Genomic DNA, 22,240 nt, shown 5'->3' on the forward strand with positions numbered 1-22,240 from the left:
GGCGCCAGGCGCTCATTATCGCAGGAGCCGGTGCAATGCTTCCCATGGCTGGCGTAGCTGCGGCAAGATCCTCGACGCTCGCAAAACACGCGAGCTGGCCTTTACGAGACATTCCGTTCGATGATGGCTGGAAATTCCATCGCGGCGGCGGGGACGATTTCGAACAGGCAGGTTTTGATGACAGTTCCTGGCCTATCGTCGATCTGCCGCACGACTGGAGCGTCGAGGACGTACCAGGTGGGGTGGAGCCCTCGCAGATCGGCCCGTTCGATGAGCGCGCGATCGGTAAGGGCGCCACCGGCTTCACCCTTGGCGGCGAAGGCTGGTATCGTAAGCGCTTCCGCGTTGCTGACTACGCGCCGGATTCCAGGATCGAACTGGCTTTCGACGGAATCTATCTCGAAAGCGAGGTGTTCCTGAACGGGCGGGCGGTCGCCGGCAACGTGCATGGCTACATCCCGTTTACTGTCGATCTTACGCCCTATCTCGATCGCAAGGGCGACAACATCGTGGCGGTTCGCGTTCGCAACCAAGGGCGCAACACCCGATGGTATGCGGGTTCCGGCATCTATCGGCCGGTCACGCTCGATGTATTGCCCAGCCGATGCCGCATCGCGCGCTGGGGCGTTGCGGCCTGGACTCGTCGGTTCGCTGACGGCCATGCGGAGATCGATCTGACGACCGCGCTCAGCGGAGATACGGCAGGTCATGAGATCGTCACCCGCCTGATCGATGGCGACGGCCGCACCGCCGCCCAAGGTCGGGTCGCCGCTTCCGGTGTAGTGCGCCAGACCCTCACGCTGCAAGGCCCCCGGCTGTGGTCGCCCGATCATCCGAACCTCTATCGGCTCGAAACCGAGCTGCGCCGCGACGACAAGGTCGTCGACAAGCTGGAACAACCCTTCGGTGTGCGCATCGTGACCTTCGATCCTGCGCGGGGGATGGCGATCAACGGCGAGGTCATCAAGCTGCGGGGCGGTTGTGTGCATCATGACAACGGGCTGCTGGGCGCCTGCGCGTTTCGCGATGCCGACGAGCGGCGGATTCGCCTGCTCAAGCAGCGGGGCTTCAACGCCATCCGCAGCTCCCACAATCCGGCTTCGCGCAGCCTCAGGGAAACCTGCGATCGTTTGGGCATGCTTATGATCGAGGAGGCCTTCGATGCCTGGCACGAACACAAGGAGCCGCAGGACTTCTCGATCCATTTCCGGGAGCATTGGGAAAACGTGATCGCGGGCATGGTCCTGCCTGCCCGCAACAACGCCTCGGTGATCATGTGGAGCATCGGCAATGAAATCCCTCTCCGAGCCAGCGACGAAGGCGTGGAATGGGAATGGAAGCTCGCCAATGCAGTGAAGGCACTCGATCCGACCCGGCCGGTGACCGCAGGCCTCAACGGTGTCCTGGGGCAGGAGATGATCGCCGGAGCCGACACCGCGCGTTCCGGTCTTGCCGGAAAGGTCGACAACGCTTCCACTATTTTCCTCGATGTTCCGGGATACAACTACCGGCTCGATGAGATCGAACGCGAGCATTCCAGTCATCCCGAGCGGGTCGTCTACGCATCCGAGACGTTCGCGCGCGAGGTCTTCGATTACGCCGCGCTCATGGACCGCGCGCCCTATTTCCTTGGCGAGTTCCTGTGGACGGCTATGGACTACATCGGCGAAGCGGGCCTCGGCGCAACGGCATTCCTGAAGAATGGCAGCCCGCCCTACTACTTCGCGGCCTGGCCCTGGATAAATGCGTGGTGCGGCGATCTGGACCTGATCGGTTGTCAGAAAGCCTCTTCCCTCGCTCGCGATGTCGCGTGGGGCCTCTCGCCGGTTACCATGACCGTGCAGCGGCCCGCGCCCGAGGGAACGTTCCCCTGGACCGCGAACTGGGGATGGCCCGACGAATTGGCGAGCTGGAACTGGGAAGGCCATGAAGGCAAAGCCCTCAAGGTGCGGATCTACACGCCCGGAGATAAAGTCCAGGCGCTGCTCAACGGTCAGGTTGTCGGTGAGAAAGTGCTGACAGCCGGCGACAAGATGACTGCGGAACTGCCAGTGCCCTACGCAGCCGGCACTCTCGAGGCCGTCGCCTGGAAAAACGGCAAGGTCATAGGCCGCACGCAATTGGAGACCGTTGGCGAGGCAGCCTCCTTGCGGGTGTCGGTCGAGCCATTGTCCGGCCGCCGCGGCCGCGATGCGCTGGCCTACCTCAACATCGCGGTGGTGGATGCCAGGGGACGGGTTCTGCCCGACGATATGCGGCCGGTGACCCTTGCTTTGGCAGGCTCCGGTGAACTTGCCGCCTTCGGAAGCGCAAACCCGCAGGCCGTGGGTTCGCTGAAAGCCAACCACACCCGGACCTTCCGGGGACGTGCCCTTGCGATCCTGCGGGGACGAGGCAAGGGGACGCTTCGGATCACAGCCAATTCACCGGGACTTCGCGCTGACGATGCGAAGATCGCCTTCGAATAGGCCGCCAAGGCGGTGCCTTCAGCTTGCGCCTCCGATAGCGCCCGGGGTGAGTACCAGCGCCAGGATCACCAAGGCGGTGCAGACGTAAGCCCATGCCCCCATTCCGGCCCAGGCGATACGGCCTGCCGTCTGCTGGTGCTTTCCGGCTTTTTCCAGGCGTTTGGCGTAGATGATCACACCGGTCACCGACATTCCCGTCAGGATCGTGCCAAACAGAAACCAGATGATCTTGGTGGCCAACCCGCCGAAGGTGCCGAAGTGAAGCGGATCCGCCATTTCCGAAATCCGCTGGTGCACGTCCAGATCCGTGCCATCCAAAGCACCAAGCAGCTGGCCGTCGGCCGGATCGATCGCCAGGCCGTTGGCGCGGTCGCGGACCAGCCAGGCGCGGTCCTGCCCCAGCAGCACCACGCCGCTGTCTTCGGTGAAGCGAATTTCGCGAATGTCGAGGCCCGGCCGATTGGCCTGCGCCGCCGCGATAAGCCGGTCGAGCGCTGCTCCGGTCGGCGGCGGCAGGACGGTCTCGACTTTCGCCAGCTTCGGAACCGAGGCATTCCCGCCAAGCGTCTCCACCAGATACCAAAGTCCCGTCAGCGCGATCAGGGCGACGAACCACAGGCTCCACAGTCCGCCAAGCCGGTGAAGATCGCCGCTCAGCCTGCGCGCATCCCCTCCCCTTGGCAGTCGGAAGAACCCGCGCCACCACTTCTTGTAGGTGACAATGCCCGTCACCAGCGAGGCGAGCAGCAGCAGTGCTAGCGAACTCACCAGCGGGATGCCGATCTTCGTCGGCAGCATCAGATGGCGATGCGCCTGCCGCAGGAAACGATGGACGTTGGCCCAGCCGTGAACGCCAGTCACTTCCCCGCTCCAGGGATCGATATAGACGCGGCGAGGTGCACCCTTCCCCATATCCACCCATGCTTCCGCGGTAAACCAGGGGTCGATCGGCGCGTAGAGGGTCGTCAACCGCCCGTGCGGCTCGGCCTTGGCCACGGCAGCCGCCAGTGTGCCCCAGCTCGCGCGCGGCCCCTCCTGCGGTGACGCTCGCATCGCGGGCGTCACCAACCAGTCGATCTCGTGCGCGAAAACGGCGAGCGTTCCCGTGGCCAGCACGAAAGTCATGAAGATCGCCAGCTTCAGACCGGCCCAGGAATGGACCCGCCACCAGAGCGAACGCCCCTTTTCGCCGCCGATCTTCTTGTTCCGCGCCTTGGCCGCCATCAGAACTGGAAGCGAAGCTCGGCAAGGAACGTGCGGGGTTCGCCCGGGAAGTGCCCGCTCTGTGCGGAGAAACCCGATGCCGCATAAACCTTGTCGAAGATGTTATCCACGCGCAGCAGCAGCTCGGCGAAGCCCAGCCCCTTGGTGATCGAAGCGTCGAAAATGGTGTAGGGCTTCACGGTCTGGCCGGAAAGGCTGATCCGACGCGAGACGTGCTCGCCGCCGAAGGCAAAGGCCGTGTCGATCGCCGGAACCTGGTAGCGGGTCCAGAAGCCCACCTTGTGCTTGGGGGCATTGGCGAAGCGATTGCCCACGGCATTGGTGATCGCCTGCCCTTCGGCCGTGCCGGTGATCTTGGTGTCGTTGTAGCCGTAGTTCACCAGGAGCACCCAGTCTGGCGTTATGTCCGTCGTCAGGTCGATTTCGAAGCCCTTGCTCGTCACCTCGCCGATAGGCGCGAGCTGGTCCACGCCGTTGACGGGTTCCTGCGTGGGATCGACCTGCAGGATGTTCTTGCGCACGATGCGATAGACGGCGGCGTTCGCCTGGATGCGTCCATCAAGCAGTTGCGTCTTCACGCCGCCCTCGATCTGGTTCCCGGTGACCGGGGCGAAGGGGCCGCCTGCGTCGCTGTTCTGATCGGCGGCAGCCTGCGGCTCGAAGCTTTCCGACCAACTGGCGTAAAGCGACACGTCCGCACGCGGCTTGAAGATCGCGCCGCCCCGCCAGGTCAGGTCGTTGTCCGAGTAGTCGGAGCGCCCGGAAACCCTCCCGCCGGTGCTGGTCGTCACACCGTCGTCGAACTTGTCGTAGCGCACGCCTGCCACCAGCAGCAGCGCATCGGTCACGCTGATCTGGTCCTGGAGATAGGCGCCCTTGCGCTTGGTGCGGGTGTCGGTGGTGGTGAACGGCAGCAGTGCCGCGCGCGCCGCATCCCCGGCCCCGCTGCCATAGACCGGATTGCTGAGGCTGAGCGAGGTCACGCCCGTGCGCAGGATGCGCGAATGCAGCAGGCTTTTTTCGTCATACCAGTCCGCCCCGGTCTGGAACTTGTGCTCCATGCCCAGCACGTTCACCCGCGCCGTCATGTTGGCCATGAACGACAGGCCACGGACAGGGCGGATCTGATCACGGAACTCGCGGCGCACCAGATCGGGATTGGCGGGATCGAGGCCGCGCGGCTCGTGGTACTGCTGCTTTTCGGTGGCCTTGAAGTAGCGCGCGCCCACGTCGAAAGTGACGCGGTCACCGATCGTGGTCGCATAGCGCGCCTGGTATGCCTGCGAGCGCAAGTCGAGGAAATCGGTCTTTTCGTTGGCATTCCAGCGGATGCTGGTCAGGAAATTGCCATCGTCATCGACCAGGACGCCGCGCAGGCGGTTTGCCTGAAGCTCGCTGTCGTAGATGGTCGCCTGCAACGTCAGCTTGCCGCCTTCGTTGGTCTTGATGGATATCCCGCCATCGCCGATGCGCGACTTGTTCTGCGTGTTGCGGCGATAGGGATCCATCGATTCATAGAAACCACCGAGCCGGTAGGTGATCACCCCCTCGCGGTCGACGGGACCGGTCGCTTCCGCCGAAAGGCCGATGCGATCGTAGGTGCCGCCGGTGACGACCGCGCGCAGTCCGGTCTTGTCCGAAGGCGTCTTGGAAACGTAGTTGATGATGCCGCCCGGCGATCCGGGACCGAAGAACAGGCCTGCCGGCCCCTTGAGCACCTCGACCCGCTCAATGTTGAACAGCTGCGGTACCGAAAAGCCGATGAAGGGATTGCCGCGCTGGCCGTCATAGAAGGACTGGTCCTGACGGAACCCACGGAACGTGACGCCGGCATAGCTGAAGAAGCTGACGCCCGAGATGTTGCGATAGATGTCCGTTGCGTCTCGCGCGCCCTGGTCGGCAAAGAGGTCGGCGTTGATCACCTGCACCGCCTGGGGAATGTTCATCGGGTCTTCCGCGACTTTGCCCACGGTAGCCTGCTCGACGCGGTAGAGACGCTGGGCACGACCGGTGACGATGATCTCCGTGGCGACGCCGGGATTTTCGGCCGGAACAGCCTCCTGCCCGAACGCTGGGAGAGCGATGACGGACGCCGACACGGCCAACGCCGCCTTGACAAATCGCAAGATGTATCTTCCCTGTTACCGCAATGCGAATCATTCGCAATATTGCGAGCGGCAATACCGGCAAGGGATGTCGACGCAAGTGCTATCGCGATGCAATGACGAAACTTTGCGGACGGGAGGACGCGCCCCGACCGCAACCGGGCTGCCCGTCTTGTCGGCATATACGTGCCATTCTGGAGAAAACGGGAGATATCAGACTAACGATATGCGGAAACCTTGTTGCAATATTGCTATTGCGTATCACTCTCATCTTTCGTAGCGCCCTGTCCGAAATTTGAGGGGAAAGACTTTGAAGCCATTTCGTCACCGCCTGACGGTCACCGTCGCTTCCATCGCAATCACCTGCACGATGTCCGGCCTTGCCCACGCGGCCGGATCCGACGAGCCAGGCGCCGACGACGAAACCCGGGACGACCGCACCATCGTCGTGACCGGCCAGCTCGCCGCCGCACCGGTCGCGGCAAAGGCCGACATCCCGATGCTGGAAAACATCCAGCCCATTTCGGTCCTTCCCGAAGAACTGCTCAGGGATCAGGGCGTGCGCCGCATCTCCGAGGCGCTTTACAATGTTGCGGGCGTTTCGCGCTCCAATAACTACGGCTTCTTCGACGGCTTCAACATTCGCGGCTTCAACGCCAGTTCCGGCGCGACTTATCTCGACGGTCTGCTGGACGACACCGGCTACGGCACGTCGGAAATGACGGCGCTGGGCCGTGTCGAGGTGGTGAAGGGACCGGCCTCCGGCCTGTTCGGACAGGGCCCGATTTCCGGCATCGTCAACCTCGTGAGCAAGCGACCGGAAAAGGAGACGTTCCGGGATATGGGCATCGCCGGGGGCTCCTACAATTCCAAGGAGCTGACGGTCGATGCAAACCTGCCGCTCAACGCCAGCGGAACGCTGCTCGCGCGCCTCACCGGCGTGATCCGCGACCAGGACTTCTTCGTCCATGCCTCTGGCCAGAAGCGCTTCTTCGTTGCTCCCGCTCTCACCTGGGCCCCGGATGCCGATACCACGCTGACCGTGCTTGGCCGCTATGTGGATGACCATATCAATCCCTGGTCGCCGACCACCGCCTATGGCACAGCGCTGCCCAATCCGAACGGGCCGGTCGATATCAAGCTGTCGATCAACGATGTCGAGTACCCGGCCGTGCAGGACAACGACTACTGGAACCTCGGCTATGTCTTCGACCACAAGTTCAGCGACGCGATAGCCATCCACCAGTCGCTGCGCTATCAGGACTTCCGCAATACTTGGGACAACTGGCTGTTCGTGACCGGCATATCGTCCGACTATCGCCGTGTCCGCCGCGCCTTCTACGGTCCTTATGCAGAGAACGGCCACTACTTCAGGGTCGATACCAATGCCAGCGCCCGCTTCGATACCGGACCCCTGAACCACTACGTGCTGGCCGGTCTCGATTACGGGCGCCGCGCCGCCAGCAACGTCAATCTCTACGATTCCAGCATGCCTTACGAACTGGATCTCTACGATCCGGTCTACGGCACGCTCAGCACCCATAACCCGGCCGTCCCGGCCACCACTTACGCCAGCCGTACCCGGCAACGCGGCTTCTACCTTCAGGATCACATCAAGCTTGGCGATCTCCTCACGGTGACGCTGGGCGGACGATGGGACAAGGCGACCAGCACCGTGACCAACAACGGCATCGCCAATCCCAAGGTGAGCGACAATGCCTTCAGCCCCCGCGCAGGTGCGACCGTGGCGCTGACCGACTGGATTTCGCTTTACGCCAACTACGCCAAGTCCTTCAATCCGCAGGGCACCTATCGCGCCGCCGACGGATCGAACCTGCCGCCGGAGCGCGGCGTCAACTACGAAGGCGGTGTCAAGCTGGCGCGCAAGGACGGCTCGCTGACCGGCATGTTCACGGTGTTCCAATTGACCCGCACCAACGTGGCGACGGCCGACGCGGTCATTCCCAACGTCTACGTCCTGACCGGCGAGCAGCGCACCCGCGGCGTCGAGGCAGAGGGCGGATGGCGCCCTCTGCCCGGCGTGGAACTCACCGCTGCGTTCACCTACCTAGATGCCAAGGTTACCGCGGACAACCGCCTGCAAGTCGGCTCGCGCCTCGGATCGATCCCCCGCTATATCGCCAATCTGTGGGCCCGCTACACCATTCAGGACGGCGCCCTTGCCAACCTGGGCGCCGGGTTCGGCGTGCATCACGAAGGCGACCGCATGGCCAGCACCGCCTCGGCCGTTCCCGGAGCGACCGCGCCGTTCCGGCTCAAGGCGTACACGCTGGTGGACGGAGCGCTGTTCTATGACTTCGGCGAATGGTCCGTCCAGGCCAACATGCGCAACATCCTGAACAAGCGCTATTTCCCGACGGGATCGCTCACTCGCACCACGCCCGGCGAGCCGCGCACCTTCCTCGTCAGCCTCTCCAGGCGGTTCTGAGCGGCGCTTCGTCAGGCACGTATGGCATGCGAATAGAAGGTCAGTGGATAGAGGCGCAGGTTCAGCCGACAGAGCACGGCGCCGCATCGCGAAATCGCCGCCGATAGCTCGGGCGTGCTGGGTGGTCGGCAGCGCGGCGCCGTAATCCGTTGGCTCATGGCCAGCCATGCCAGCAGAACGATTTCGTCGGTCCCTGGAAAGCGGGCATCGGGCGACAGGACAGCGTATCCTTCGCGCGCGGCGACAGCCCGTAAGCTCCTGAACTGGGAACGACATGGTGGTGGCGCCGCAGATGACGCGGCGACCACGCAGGATATCGAAGCCGAATTCGCCTACGGCATGCATTGCCTTATCGTCGGGCTGCTGAGCGCGTAGGACTTGATCAGTCCGAACGCCGATGCCCCGGACAATGCGAAAAATTCCGGCTCAGACGGCAGCTGAGTAGATCGGGCGGCCCGGCACCGGCATCTCCGTACGATAAACGGTGCCGGTGCTCGATTCCGTGAAATAGAGCCAGCGGTTTTCGGGCCCTCCGTAGGCTGCATTGGTGGTGTAGCGCCCCTCGGGCACGTCGATCCGCAGCATCGGTTCGCCCCGGTTGCTGAACAGCCAGACGGCGCCGAAGCCGACGTGGCAGACCACAAGGTTGTCATCTTCGTCGATAGTCAGCCCATCGGGGCCGGAGCCGCCGGACATCTGGATGTAAGTGCCGACTTTGCTCACCACCTCGCCATCGTTCACCAAGGGACAGCGCCAGACCGCGTTGGCACGGGTCACCGCCAGGAACAGCGCGGTTTCCGCCTTGTTGAGCACGAGGCCGTTGGGGCTGGGAATGCCGTCCAGCAACAGTTCCAACCGGCCCGTCCCCGCCCGCACGCGGAACAGGCGGCCATTGGGGTTCTGCCAGCCGGACTGGCCCTGATCGGTGAAATAGATGTCGCCGTTGCGGGAGATCGTCAGGTCGTTGCAGCCCAGGAACGGCTCCAGCAGATAGCGATCGAACCACACCTCCGACTTGCCGCTGGCCGGATCGCAGATCACCATGCCCTTGTGATGATCCGCGACCAGCAACCGCCCGTCGGACAGGAACTTCATGCCGTTGGGCTGCCCGTCATATTCGAAAGCCACTTCGCAAGTCCCATCGGAAGCGATGCGGAACAGGCGGCCCCAGGGAATGTCCGTCACCCACAAGTTGCCCGCCGCATCGAAAACCGGCCCTTCCAGAAACACCGGCGCCGGCGCGCCATGAAGCTGCACGCGGGCCCATTCGCTGCTCTCGCCGAAACGGCGAAACCTGTCGGGGATGCGGCAGAAGACTTCCGCCGAGACGGCGGGCGGCGCAGCAAACATCTTTCTCTCCTCATTCTGCCCCATTCCATGGGTGCGGCCCCTGAATACGACATCGCCCCGACGACATTCGATACCCGCCTGACGCCCCGCAGACCTATTGCCTATTGACCGCTCTGGAAAGAGCCTTCAACACCCGCTTAGCCAGAAACGTATACATAAATGCCATGGAGAGGTATCACCCCGATGAGTTCACGCGAACTCGTATGCATTATCGACCCCATTCATCCCCTCGGCGTGGAGCGGATGACGGAGAGGCACGACATCATCGCTCCGGCGAACTGGCGGGACGATCCGCGCCTTGCCGAAACGAGCGTCATCGTGATCCGCACAAGCCTGCTTGGATCAGACGTATTCGGCCTTATGCCGCGTTTGAAGGCAATCGTGAAGCACGGTGCCGGGGTGGACAATATCGACATTCCGGCCGCCACCGCCCGGGAGGTGATGGTCGCCAACACGCCAGGCGGCAACAACTCCACCGCCGTCGCCGAAGGGGCGGTCTCGATGATGCTGGCGCTGCTGCGCCGAACCCGAGAAATGGATACATTAGTACGTGACGGTCGCTGGAATGAACGCTGGGGCGTCCGCCTTGGCGACCTCACCGGAGCGCGCGTGGGACTGATCGGCTTCGGCCGCATCGCCCGCTGTGTCGCCACGATCTGCGGGGCGGGGTTCGGCGCCGAAGTGGCTGCTTTCGATCCGTTGGTCCCGGACGCGGACATGCGCGCCGCCGGGGTGGAACCGCTGCCTCTTGCGGAGATACTCAAGCGTGACGTGATCTCGATCCACACGCCGCTCACCGAACGGACGCAAGGACTGATCGACACGGTGGAGCTGGGCCTGATGGCGCCGCACGCGATCCTGGTGAACTGCTCGCGCGGGGGCATCGTCAACGAGGCGGCGCTGGCCGACGCGTTGAAGGCAGGCCAGATCGCCGGCGCCGGTATCGATGTGTTCGAAGCTGAGCCCCCCTCTCCCGACAATCCTCTGTTCGCGCTGCCGAACTGCCTGCTCTCTCCCCACGTCGCCGGCGTTACCGAGGCCGGGATGCGCGACATGGCGCTGAACGTGGCGCGGATCGTCGATCTAGTCAGCCGTAGCGAGAGGCCGGACACCTTGCTCAATCCGGAGATTTTCGCATGACCGCCCCCCCGACCGCCCCGCTGAAATCGGTGATCTACCGCCGCATCCCCCGTCCGGACCCCGCCCTTGTCGCCCGCGCCGCCAGGTTCGGCGTTGCCGACCTGCACGAAGGGCTGGGCGAGATCGCCGGGCGCATGGGCCTGATGAGCCCGGCCATGGTGCCGATCGCCCTCGGCCAGAAGCTCTGCGGCCCGGCCGTCACCGCCTGGAACTTCCCCGGCGACAATCTTGCCATCCACGCCGCTCTGTGGGTGGCGGAAGCTGGCGATGTGCTGGTGCTCACCAATGGCGGCGGCCATCAGGGCGCACTTTGGGGCGACGTGGCCTGCACTTACGCAAAGCGGAAAGGGCTGGCCGGCACCGTTGTCCATGGGGCGATGCGCGACGTCGATGCGATCCGTGATCTTGGCTACCCGGTCTGGTCGACCGCCGTCTCCGTGGAGCATCCCAAGAAGCGCGGCCCCGCAGCCGTCAACGTGCCGGTGGTGGCCGATGGCGTTCGGGTGGAGCCCGGCGATCTGGTGGTCGGCGATGCCGATGGCGTGCTGGTGATCCCGCGCGCCCTGATCGAGCAGACCGTCGCCAAGGCCGAAACGCGCGCCGCTGCCGAAGTCGAATTCCGCCGCCGCATCGGTGAAGGCGAAGTGCTGTTCGAAATCCTGGGGATGGACCGGATCGTCGCCGACCTGGGGATCGAGATCCACGATCGCAGCTACGACGAAAGCGATAACTAGAGCTGTGCCTGGGGAGGCCGGGGTCGACCGAAGTCGGAAGGTGACTTTCGACTTCGGTCGCATCCTCCTTCCGGTGCAACAGGACCAGCCGGCTCAGCCACGAACGCAGGGAGAAGTGCAATGACGGCAAAGCAGATGCATCTGGTCAGCTTTCAGATCCATTCGCCGATCAATCACACCGTGCTCAGTTGGGCCGCGCCCGGCGACAACCGGCTCGACGCCATGGCAGACCTGAAGGCATGGCAGGATCTTGTCCGCACACTGGAGCGCGGCAAGTTCGACGGCCTGTTCTTCGCCGACACCCCCGGTGTGTTCGACCGCTATCGCGACAGCCATGAGGATGCGGTGAAGTACGGCATCTGCTGGCCGAACCACGATCCGGTGGTGCTGCTATCCGCCCTCGCCGCCGCCACCGAGTATCTCGGCCTTGCGGCCACGATGTCGACCAGTTCGTATCGCCCATGGTCGATCGTGCGCCAGCTTTCGACGCTGGATTACCTTTCCGGCGGACGGGTGGGCTGGAACATCGTCACTGGCCACTTGCGCGGCGAACACCGCGCGCTGGGCCTTGAACAGCTGGAGCACGACCGCCGCTACGAAGCCGCCGACGAATACATGGATATATGCTACCGCCTGTGGGATTCGATCGGCGAAGGCGCCGTGCTGGCGGACCGCGAGGCGGGGGTCTATGCCGATCCCTCGAAAGTGCAGTTCGTCGATTTCCAGGGCGAATTCCACAAGTGCCAGACGGTCGGCCCCGTCCTCCCATCGCCCCAGAAGCGGCCCGTGCTGTTCCAGGCGGGCACGTCCGGACGAGGCCTCCGTTTCGGGATCGAGCATGGCGATGTGGTCTTCGCGATCCAGCCCAATCTGCCCGGCATGCAGCGCTATATGGGGCAACTGCGCGAAACCTCCGCCAACCTGGGCCGGAAGGCTCCCGGCGTGCTGTTCGGGGTGCAGCCGATCCTGGGCGGCACCGAGGAGGAAGCCCAGCGCCATCTGGACGACCTGATCGAACGACTGCCGCTCGACGGCTGTCTGGCGCGCCTTTCGGGGACCATGGGCGTCGACTTCTCCGGCATCGAGCTGGATCAGCCGATGCAGGAGCAGGCAACCCAGGCTTCGCAGGGGCTGATGAATGCATTTACTTCGGTGCTGGGAGACCGGCCCTTCACCTTGCGCGAAGTGGCGGTGAAATGGGGCCTTGCGGTCGGCATGCCGCAGATCGTCGGCACCCCGGAGCAAGTGGCGGACAAGCTGGAGCAGATCTGGCGCGAAACCGGCTGCCACGGCTACAACCTGACGCCCACGGTCATGGCATCGTCCGTCACCAACTTCGTCGATGAAGTGGTGCCGATCCTCCAGAAGCGCGGCGTGTTCAGGACCGAGTACGAAGGCGCTACTTTCGCGGCGAACCTCGGCCTCACCTGATGGCGATAGAGCACAGGGCCCACAATATCGCCCAGCTTCGCGCCCTCGCCCGGCGGCGGCTGCCGCGCGCGATCTGGGAATTCATGGAACGCGGGACCGAGGACGACTTGCTGATCGGCCGCAATCCGGCGGCGCTGCAATCGCTCCACCTCGTGCCGCGCGCGCTGCGGGACGTTTCTGCGCGCTCAGCCGAGATCACGCTGTTCGGCCGCCGCCAGCCCCTGCCGCTGGTGATCGCGCCTACCGGCATTGCCGATCTGATGTGGCATCACGGCGAACGCGCCATCGCCTCCGCCGCCGCCGCTGCGGGCATTCCCTTCACACAGACGACCAGTTCCACCACCAGCTTTGCGAACATCGCCAAAGTCGCAACTGCCGGGCACTGGATGCAGATGTACTTGTGGGAACGGCGAGACCTTTCCTGGCAGGTTTTGGATGCCGCGCGCGAAAACGGCGCGGACGTGCTGGTGCTGACCATCGACACCCCCGTCTGGCCCTTGCGCGAGTTCAACCGCCGCGCGGGCATGTCCAACCCGATCCGCCCCAATGCCCGCCTCGTCGGCGATTTCCTGCGCCGTCCGCGCTGGCTGGCGGGGGTCATGGGCCGCTACATGCTGGCTGGGGGATTGCCGCAGTTCGCCAACTACCCGGCCGAAGTGGGCGGAAAAGTCACCGGCAAAGTGGCGCGGGTCGCCAATTCAGCCTCGGTCGATTGGAAGGACGTGGACGAATTGCGCCGCCGCTGGCCGGGCAAGCTGGTGGTAAAAGGCCTGCTCCACCCGGACGATGCCCGGCGCGCCCTCGACCATGGAGTGGACGGCATTGCCGTCTCCAACCACGGCGGACGAAACTTCGATTCCTCTCCGCCCGCCATCCACGCGCTTCCCGCAATCGTCGATGCCGTCGCAGGCCGGACGACCGTCCTGTTCGACAGCGGCGTGCGGCGCGGAGCCGACGTGCTGAAGGCGATCGCGCTGGGCGCGGATGCCGTGATGATCGGCCGCGCTACGCTCTACGGCTGCGCCGCCGGCGGAGAGGCGGGTGCCGCGCATGCCCTTCAACTGCTGGCTAACGAGATCAATGTGGCGATGGCCATGCTGGGGATTACCCGGCTGGGCGAATTGGACCGCACTTTCCTCCTGCCCGTGGGGGAGGCTATGCAGATGCGGACATGACCACGCCGACGCCCTCATCTGCCGCCAGCCAGCGCATTGCCGATATTCTGGCCGAGCGCATCCTGGCCGGCGATCTTGCGCCCGGCGCGCGGATCAAACAGGACGAACTGGCCGTCGAACTGGACACGAGCCGCATTCCCGTGCGCGACGCGCTGCGGATGCTGGAGGCACGCGGGCTGGTGGTCATGCGCCCCAATGCCGGCGCCCGCGTCGCCAGCATGACGATGCGCGACCTTGAGATTTCCTACGAAATCCGCGAGCGGATAGAGCCTCTGCTGCTTGCCGAAAGCATGCCGCGCCTGACGGAGGCGGACTTTGCCGACCTGAAGGCAGTGATGGAGCGCAACGAGCAAGTCACCGACGTGGACGAGGCGATCGCGCTGGGCCGGGAATTCCACTGGATCACCTATCGCCGGCACGAGGCGCCCCTGCTGGCCCAGATGGTGGAGCGGGTATGGGACACGACGCAGAGCTATCGCCGCGCCTTTCTGACCAAGACCCTGCCCAGCGGTGACCGGACCCACGACGTCGAGCACCAGCTTCTGTTCGACGCCATCATCAAGGGCGAGATCGAGACGGCGCAGGCCGTCCTGGTCATGCACATCCGCCGCACCCGGATCGCGCTGCAAAGATCAGGCAAGACCAACGCGGCCAAGCCCTAAGGGACCATTTCGGGGGTTACGGCGTGGCCTTCGGGCCGGGCGCTATTTGCCCGCGCCGGCCGTCAGCCTTCATCCGTGCAGGAGAAGATCCCCGATCGAGGCATCGAAATGGCCGGTCATGGCGGCTGCCGCGCCTTCCGGATTGCGGTCCGCGATGGCCTGGGCGATACGGTGATGAAGGATAAGGATCGCCGCCTTTTCCTCTTCGGTCTGCCGGGTCTCCCAGGCACGCGGGACGGCGAACTCCATCTGCGGCTCGAACGAGCGGACGATCTGCATGAACAGGAAATTGCCCGAAGCCGCTGCGATGATCTGATGGAAGGCAGTGTCGAAGGCGGTGATCTGCTCCATGTCGCCATTGGCGCGTGCCATGGATTCGGAAAGTGCCAGGATCTGATCGGCCTGGAAGTCGCTGCGCTTTTCGGCGGCGAGTGCGGCAATGCGGACTTCCACCGTCCGTCGCACGTCCCACACCTCGGCCACGCTGATCTGCGAGGTCGCCACGGCATGGTCCAGCGAAGTGCCAATCACCGAACCGTCGATCGCCCCCACCCGAGGACGACGGCCGTTGCCCACATCGATAAGCCGCAAGGCCGCCAGCGCTCCGAAAGCCTCGCGCATGACCGCGCGGCTGACCCCGAGATCGGCGGCGAACTGCCCCTCGCCAGGTAGCGTATCGCCCACTTTCAGGTCGTTCGAACGGATATGGCCTCTGACGGCCTGCACCGCCTGCTCGACCAGCGAACCGCCTCCTTCCACCGTCCGCCGCTCCATCGATCGTATCGTCACGCGGCCATTCTCCCTGCGCGGTAGAAAGTCGGCGCCTGCCCGAACTTGCGGGCGAAGGCGCGGGTGAAACTCGCATTGTTGAGATAGCCGCAGCGATACCCGATCGATGAGACCGGAAGGTCGGTGGAGAGCAACATCTGCCCGGCCCTGCACAATCGCTGCTCGGCAATGGCATCGGCGACACTGCAATCGAACAGCTTGCGGAAACCGCGCGTGAGCTTGGCGCGGTTCAGGCCCGAAGCACGCGCGATTATGTCGAGCGTCAACTTTTCGGACCAGCGCTCGTCGATGATTCGGCGTGCAGCGAGCAAGCGCCGCGTATCGGCACTGGAGAGCAAACGGCGCTGGCTGACCGGCGCCAGTTCACCCCGTCCCTGCGCCTGCAGGATATCGCAGAGCAATTCGATGCTCTTGGCAAGACGGTAGGGCGTGCCGGCCGTTTCGGGCAAGTTGCAATCACGAATGGCCAGGGCGATCGTGCGCAGGGCGGGAGGAAGCCGATGAACCGCTCCGTCCTCGGGCAAAGCCGCACCGCCCAGGATGCGCTCGCACGCTTCGCGGGAAACCAGGAGGACAAGCCGTTCCTGCATGTCGGCTTCGAGTGCCGCGCCGTCTGGCCGGGCATGATAACGCAGGGTCGCCGGAAGTCCTCCCGCGTCGAAGACGACCACGAAGGCAACCGGCGCGACAGGTACGGCAAGTTCGCGCAAGGATGGCCCTGCCCCCCGGCCGACCAGACTGATCATTTCCGGCGATACCTCGATCGCGGTCATAAGGGTGCCCTTGTTCATCGCCCCCTCCTCTCCTGGTTGCAGGATAACCTATCTGACAGCTTATTCAACAGCTATCATATAGGTTGCGCCGTAGCGGAAAGTGGCGCCCGGCGCATGGCTTGAATGAACGCCACGACCGATACCAGGCCTACGATAGTCCCAACGATCGCCAAGCCCTGCCCGAGATGGCTCTCCCCGCCGAGCACGCCGCTGACCCAGGCGACGAGCGAGGGCGCCATGCCGAAACCGACCAGCCCGGCAAGCGCGATGAAGGCACCGATGCACAGGCCACGCAGCTCGTTGGGAATCAGCACGGTCAAGGCCACGGAGGTGACCAGCCCCGTGATCGTTCCGCACAGCATCAGCAGGCCGACCGCAAACGCAAAGAGCGGGATGCTCGGCGCGATCGGAAACAGCGCTGCCGGCACGCCCCCCGCCGCCGCCAGGACGGCCCCGATCAGCAGTCCGCCCCGGCGCCCGGTCTTCTGGCCGAGATCCGCCGCCAGTCCGCCGAGGATCGCCCCCAACACGCCCGCCGAGAAAATCAGCGCCCCCATCCATCCCGCAAAGGTTTCCGGCGCCAGTCCGTAGCTGCGCGACAGGACGGGCGAGGCCCAGATGCTCGCGGCGGCATCGGCCATGACCACGCTGACCTGTCCGATGAAAAGCGGGATCAGGAAAGCGCGCCTTGCCCAGAGTTCGGACACGACGGTCCGGAACGGGGCATGGATGCTCGCCTCGACCTCGCGGCGCTCGGGTTCGCGAAGCGCGAGCAGCGGCAGGATCAGGCAAAGGCTGATCGCGGCGAGAAGAACATGGGTTCCACGCCACGGGGACAGGCCAAGAGTGAAAGCGACATTTACCGAGGCAGGGGCATGGATCATGGCGCCCAGCAGCCACCCCGCCAGCGCGAAAGCGCCCGCCTGCCCCAGGCACTTGCCCATTGTAACCACCAGCATAGCGCGCCCCCGCTGCTCGGGCGCGCAAAGATCGGCGGTCAGCGAGAGCGCACAAGTCAGCGCCCCGGTCGTGCCGATGCCCGCCATCATCCGCGCAAGGAACAGCACCGGCAGGGTCTGCGCAAAGGCGGTGAGCAGGGTTCCGGCGGTCCAGACCAGCCCGAGCGCCAGCAAGAGGCGAACACGGTTGCGACGGTCTACGAGCACGCCGATGGGGATCGAGAACACCACCAGCGGCAAGGCGGCCGAAACGCCCTGCACCAGGCCCAGCGCATAATCGCTCAGCCCCATTTCCGCCTTGGCGCCTTCCTGCACCATGCTGAAGGAGCCCATCATCGTGAACCCGCCGGCCATGGCAAGCGCGAGAATGAGCAGCGGCATCAGCCGACTACGAAACGAGGGCACCGAACGCGGGCGTTCGAGAATAAGGCTGGTCATGCGTAGGATCCTGATGTGATGCCCGGTTGCCCCGGCGGGCAAGGACGACCGGCCGTTTCCGCCCCAACGAAGGAAGTTTTCTGCGTGATTTCAGGCAGAAAACGCGAAAATCTTGCCCGGATTGAACAAGTCCTGCGGATCGAGCGCGCGCTTGATGAGGCGCATCATCTCCACCGCGTCGCCCAGTTCGGCAAGCAGCCAGTCCTGCTTGCCAAGCCCGATCCCGTGCTCGCCCGTGCAGGTGCCGTCCATCGCCAGCGCCCGTTCGACGAGCCGGGCGTTGATGGCCTCCACCTCCTCCATCTCCGCCGGCGCATTCGGGTCCATCGAGAACACCACATGGAAATTCCCATCGCCGACATGGCCCAGGATCGTGCCGGGCACGCTCGCGGCTTCGAGGTCGCGCTTGGTCTGGGTGATGCATTCGGCCAGGCGGCTGATCGGCACGCAGACGTCCGTCGCCCAACCGACCGCGCCGGGACGCATGTTGACTGCGGCGTAATAAGCCTCGTGCCGCGCCTTCCAGAGCTTCGAACGCTCTTCGGGCAAGTTCGACCAGCGGAACGCGCTACCGCCATTCATGTCGGCTATCTCGCGCACGGTCTCGACCTGCTCCTCGACATAGCGGCTCGACCCGTGGAATTCGAAGAACAGCGTGGTCAGTTCCGGATAGTCGAGCTTCGACCAGCGGTTGACCGCCCTCATCTGCACATCGTCCAGGATCTCCACCCGCGCTAACGGCACGCCGAGCTGGATCGACTGGACGACGGTGTCGACAGCGCCCTCCAGCGTTTCGAAGCTGCATACGGCAGAGGAGATCGCCTCGGGAATGGCGTGGAGCCGCAAGGTCACCTCGGTGATGATGCCCAGCGTGCCTTCGCTGCCGATCATCAGTCGGGTGAGGTCATAGCCCGCTGCCGATTTGCGTGCTCGCCGCGAGGTTCGGATGTCGCGCCCGTCCGGCGTGACCACGCGCAGCGACAGGATCGCCTCACGCATGGTGCCGTAGCGCACGGCATTGGTGCCCGAGGCGCGCGTCGCCGCCATGCCGCCGATCGTGGCATTGGCGCCGGGATCGATGGGGAAGAACAGGCCCTGGTCGCGCAAGTGCTCGTTCAGTTGCTCGCGCCTTACGCCGGCCTGCACGGTGCAGTCGAAATCCTCGGCATTGACGGCAAGGATCGCGTCCATCTGGCCGAGGTCCACCGTGACGCCGCCGCAGACCGGCAAGGCATTGCCTTCGATCGACGTGCCCGCGCCATAGGCCACGATCGGCACCCCGGCAGCGGTACAGAGCTTCACCAGCGCGACGACATCTTCGGTGGAGCGGGCGAAGACCACTGCATCCGGCAGCGCGGGCTCGAAGTGCGCCTCGCTCTGCCCGTGCTGGCTGCGGACGGCTTCGCCGGTCGCCACGCGTTCGCCGAAGGCGGTGTGGAGACTGTCGAGGAAACCTTCCGGCAAGGGCTTGCGGGGCGGATGGGGAGGAGAAGCGCCCATCGGATCAGAACCGGAAGCTTGCGCGCACGCCGTAGCGCCGCAGATCGCCGATGATGCCGAGATCCGATGCGGGCAGCCCCGCCAGTGCCAGCGTGGTCTTCTCGATGTAGGAGTCGAAATACTTCTTGTTGAACAGGTTGTTGCCGAACACGGCCAGCTCTATCCCGTTTTCCAGGCGGTAGGTGATCGAGCCGTTGACCAGGACATAGCTTTTGAGGATCGTCGCCGTCGTCTCGTTGAGGCTGGCGGCGGAGCGGCTGCCCTTGCCGTTGACACTGGCGTTGAACGTCAGGCTGTCGGACCCGAGCGGCACGACATAGTCGCTGGAAAGGTTGAACATCCAGTCCGGCTGGAAGGTAAGGCGATCGGTCGCCAGCGTGCGGCCGGTGACGGCGGTGTATTGGGAAGAGTCCGTGAGGCGCGCATGCATGTAGGTGGCGCCGCCCGAGAGCGTCCATTGCTCCACGGGTCGGTAGCTGAATTCCAGCTCCGCGCCGTAGCTTTCGACGTCACCCGAATTGAGATCGACGGTGACGAGGCCGCCGGTGGATGACGGCGCGATCGAATTGAGGCCGATGTAATCGCTGTAGTCGTTGTAGAAGATGTCACCCGAAAGCGTGAAGCTGCGATCGGCCGAGACATACTTCGTGCCCACTTCGTACGTCCAGGCGGAGTCGCCCTTGTACTTGCGGACGGGTGCAGTGACCGCGTTGAACCCGCCGCCGCGATAGCCCCGCGCCACCGAAGCGTAAGTCATCAGTTCCGGCGTCCAGTGCCGCGTAACCGAAATGCGAGGCTCCACCTGGTTCGACTTGAGGCCGACACTCCCCGCGCCGCCCGCGTTGATCGCGCCGCTGGCAGATCGGTCCTCGTGATCGTAGCGCAGACCCAGCGCGACTTCCCAGTCCGGATTGGGCTTCCAGAACACCGTGCCGAAAACGGCGTAAGTATCGGCCTTGGTCCGGTTGCTGGCGTTGTTGGTGATGCCGAAGGGTACGATCAGCGTCGATTGGTTCGACCGGGTATCCTCACGGCTGTAGAACAGGCCGAACAGGGTGGAGAGCTGGTCGTTCAGCTTGGTATCGAAGCGCAGTTCCAGGGTCTTGGTGCGCAGGCTGTCGCTGGAGGCCTGGCGCACGATGTTGAGCGGGCCGAAGTCGCCGTCGGTATCGGGCGCGCTGCTGTTGCGCGCGTCATAGGCGGCCTGGAGCGTCACGGTTGTGGCGATGGCCTCGATCGGGGTCTCCACCTTGGCGTTCACGCCGCGATACCGATAAGTGGTGGTGCCCAAGGTGTTGAACTGGTTGCTGCGCGAATAGTCGGTGGGCCCGGTGACGCGGGCGTAGGGGACATTCGTGCCCTTCACCCAGTCGTAGTAGCCGTTGACCACCAGCGTCAGATCCTCGGTGGGCGTGGCGCGGATCGTGGCGCTGACGGAGTCCGTGTTGAACTTGTTCGACTTGCCGCCGATCGTCGTATTGTTGATGAACCCGTCCTGCTGGCGGTGCGAGGCGCCGACGCGAACCGCCAGCTTGTCGGTCACGATCGGTGCAGAGACCGAGCCAGAGACCAGCCAGGAATCGTCCGGCCCGGCATAGCTCGCCTGCCCGCGCGCTTCGAATTCGTTGCCGGGCTGGCGCGTGATGACGTTGATGGCGCCGCCCAGCGTGTTCTTGCCGTAGAGCGTTCCCTGCGGCCCGCGCAGCACTTCGATACGCTCCACGTCGAGCAGCGGGTTGTTGAGATAGGCGGTGTTCGGGCGGTAGATACCGTCCACGAACAGGCCGACGCCGGGCTGGACCGACTGCACCAGCGTGACGCCGACACCGCGGATCGAGACGAAGGCGCGCCCGGCGCCGTCACTGCTGATATTGAGACCCGGCGTCAGCACGGCAGCCTCGCGCACCGAATTGATGTTCCGCCTGGCCAGGGTGTCGCCGGAGACTGCCGTCACGGCAACCGGCACATCGAGGAGCGTCTCGGTACGCTTGCGGGCGGTGACGACGATTTCGGGAGCGGCATTTTCGGACGCCGAAACCGGCACGCGATCCTGCTGAGCAACGGCCGGTGAAGCGGCCAAAGCCAGGCACGATACCCCGACAGACAGGCAAATCCTGAGACGCATAGATCCTCCCTCGCTACCGCTTGCCGAGGTCCGTGCCTGGCAAGTCGGCCAATCAACCTATAAGACAGGTCTAACCTATCGGAAAGGTTCTTGGGGAGTCTCTTCGAGTATGCCGATCGGCGCAAACAATTGGCTGATTGGCATTCGGAACGATACTTACCAGCAGGTGTAGCCGCCATCGGCCAGCACGATGCTGCCGGTCATCAGGCTGGCGGCATCCGAAGCGAGGAAGGCCACGACCGAAGCCACTTCCTCCGGTTCGCCCAACCGGGCCATGGGCGTGGAATCGATCCAGCGCCGGTACATTGCGCCCTGCTTGTCCGCGAATTCGTTGAGCGGCGTGCGGATATAGGTGGGCGCAACCGCATTCACCCTTACGCCCCGGTCCGCCCATTCCGCGGCGAGACTGCGGGTAAGCTGATGGACGGCTGCCTTGGACGCGTTGTAATAGCTCTGCGCCTGGGGCCGGTTGACGATGAAGCCACTCATCGAGCCCACATTCACGACGCTGCCTCTACCGGCCTCCAGCATATGGCGCCCGAAGGCGCGCGCGCACCAGAACGTGCCGTTGAGGTTGACGTCGATCACATTGAGCCAGTGCTCGTCCGCCACCTCCTCGGCAGGCGTCTCGCTGCGCGCGATCCCGGCATTGTTCACGAACACGTCGATCGCCCCGAGTTCGTCGGCCACCTGCCTGACGCGGGCTGAGTCGGTGACATCCATGACGCGTCCGTCGCAGTCATGGCCCTTGCTGCGCATTGCGTTGCGCGCGGCCTCGACGGCGTCTTGCGACAGGTCTGCGATGATGACGCGACCGCCCATCTCGGCCAGGGCCTCGACACAGGCGAGCCCGATGCCGCTCGCTCCGCCGGTGACGAGCGCGCGGCGGCCGTCCAGCTTCAATCGGTCCAAATACAT

The 22,240-nt window shown here is 64.5% G+C and carries 16 protein-coding genes; 7 read left to right on the top strand and 9 right to left on the bottom strand.

Features of this window, described 5'->3' with window-relative positions; all coding sequences use genetic code 11:
• Positions 1-35 precede the first annotated feature (35 nt).
• Entirely contained in the window at positions 36-2,468 is a 2,433-nt protein-coding gene (locus RT424_RS09970; RefSeq protein WP_313437124.1) for a glycoside hydrolase family 2 TIM barrel-domain containing protein, read from the top strand.
• A gap of 18 nt (positions 2,469-2,486) precedes the next feature.
• Here the strand turns inward: RT424_RS09970 and RT424_RS09975 are convergent, their stop codons facing one another.
• Both RT424_RS09975 and RT424_RS09980 read right to left on the bottom strand, forming a co-directional pair.
• A complete protein-coding gene (locus RT424_RS09975) occupies positions 2,487-3,692 on the bottom strand; it encodes a PepSY-associated TM helix domain-containing protein (protein WP_313437127.1) in 1,206 nt (401 codons plus the stop codon).
• On the bottom strand, positions 3,692-5,791 hold the full coding sequence (locus RT424_RS09980) for a TonB-dependent receptor (RefSeq protein ID WP_313437130.1): 2,100 nt from the start codon (positions 5,789-5,791) through the stop codon (positions 3,692-3,694). The genes RT424_RS09975 and RT424_RS09980 overlap by 1 nt, the downstream gene beginning before the upstream one ends.
• Before the next feature lie 316 nt (positions 5,792-6,107).
• Here RT424_RS09980 and RT424_RS09985 point away from each other — a divergent pair, with 316 nt between their 5' ends.
• Positions 6,108-8,246, top strand: a complete 2,139-nt coding sequence (locus tag RT424_RS09985) for a TonB-dependent siderophore receptor (RefSeq protein ID WP_313437133.1) — start codon at positions 6,108-6,110, stop codon at positions 8,244-8,246.
• Between the two features lie 426 nt (positions 8,247-8,672).
• Here the strand turns inward: RT424_RS09985 and RT424_RS09990 are convergent, their stop codons facing one another.
• Complete coding sequence (locus RT424_RS09990; RefSeq protein WP_313437135.1) at positions 8,673-9,596, bottom strand: SMP-30/gluconolactonase/LRE family protein; 924 nt, start codon at positions 9,594-9,596, stop codon at positions 8,673-8,675.
• Between the two features lie 183 nt (positions 9,597-9,779).
• On the opposite strand from RT424_RS09990, the gene RT424_RS09995 reads away from it, so the two are divergent.
• The 5 genes from RT424_RS09995 (at position 9,780) to RT424_RS10015 (ending at position 14,738) form a co-directional block, all read left to right on the top strand.
• Entirely contained in the window at positions 9,780-10,736 is a 957-nt protein-coding gene (locus RT424_RS09995; RefSeq protein WP_313437137.1) for a hydroxyacid dehydrogenase, read from the top strand.
• Positions 10,733-11,470 (top strand): 4-carboxy-4-hydroxy-2-oxoadipate aldolase/oxaloacetate decarboxylase, encoded by a 738-nt coding sequence (locus RT424_RS10000; protein WP_313437140.1) that lies wholly within the window; start codon positions 10,733-10,735, stop codon positions 11,468-11,470. The genes RT424_RS09995 and RT424_RS10000 overlap by 4 nt, the downstream gene beginning before the upstream one ends.
• Before the next feature lie 120 nt (positions 11,471-11,590).
• Positions 11,591-12,901, top strand: a complete 1,311-nt coding sequence (locus tag RT424_RS10005) for an NtaA/DmoA family FMN-dependent monooxygenase (RefSeq protein WP_313437143.1) — start codon at positions 11,591-11,593, stop codon at positions 12,899-12,901.
• On the top strand, positions 12,901-14,076 hold the full coding sequence (locus RT424_RS10010; protein WP_313437146.1) for an alpha-hydroxy acid oxidase: 1,176 nt from the start codon (positions 12,901-12,903) through the stop codon (positions 14,074-14,076). The genes RT424_RS10005 and RT424_RS10010 overlap by 1 nt, the downstream gene beginning before the upstream one ends.
• Entirely contained in the window at positions 14,073-14,738 is a 666-nt protein-coding gene (locus RT424_RS10015) for a GntR family transcriptional regulator (RefSeq protein ID WP_313437149.1), read from the top strand. Before RT424_RS10010 ends, RT424_RS10015 begins: the two co-directional genes overlap by 4 nt.
• A 69-nt stretch (positions 14,739-14,807) precedes the next feature.
• On the opposite strand, the gene RT424_RS10020 is transcribed toward RT424_RS10015, so the two are convergent.
• From RT424_RS10020 to RT424_RS10045, 6 genes are all read right to left on the bottom strand, one after another.
• Entirely contained in the window at positions 14,808-15,527 is a 720-nt protein-coding gene (locus RT424_RS10020) for a FadR/GntR family transcriptional regulator (protein WP_313437151.1), read from the bottom strand.
• Entirely contained in the window at positions 15,524-16,318 is a 795-nt protein-coding gene (locus RT424_RS10025) for an AraC family transcriptional regulator (protein ID WP_313437154.1), read from the bottom strand. The genes RT424_RS10020 and RT424_RS10025 overlap by 4 nt, the downstream gene beginning before the upstream one ends.
• A 56-nt stretch (positions 16,319-16,374) precedes the next feature.
• A complete protein-coding gene (locus RT424_RS10030; protein ID WP_313437157.1) occupies positions 16,375-17,697 on the bottom strand; it encodes an MFS transporter in 1,323 nt (440 codons plus the stop codon).
• A gap of 90 nt (positions 17,698-17,787) precedes the next feature.
• On the bottom strand, positions 17,788-19,197 hold the full coding sequence (locus RT424_RS10035) for an FAD-linked oxidase C-terminal domain-containing protein (RefSeq protein WP_313437159.1): 1,410 nt from the start codon (positions 19,195-19,197) through the stop codon (positions 17,788-17,790).
• A 4-nt stretch (positions 19,198-19,201) separates the two neighbouring features.
• Positions 19,202-21,322, bottom strand: a complete 2,121-nt coding sequence (locus tag RT424_RS10040; RefSeq protein ID WP_313437161.1) for a TonB-dependent receptor — start codon at positions 21,320-21,322, stop codon at positions 19,202-19,204.
• A 156-nt stretch (positions 21,323-21,478) separates the two neighbouring features.
• Positions 21,479-22,240: a glucose 1-dehydrogenase gene (locus RT424_RS10045; protein WP_313437163.1), complete on the bottom strand. Its 762-nt coding sequence runs from the start codon at positions 22,238-22,240 to the stop codon at positions 21,479-21,481.

The organism is Novosphingobium sp. (assembly GCF_032093395.1).
In the GTDB taxonomy this organism is placed as follows: Bacteria; Pseudomonadota; Alphaproteobacteria; order Sphingomonadales; family Sphingomonadaceae; genus Novosphingobium.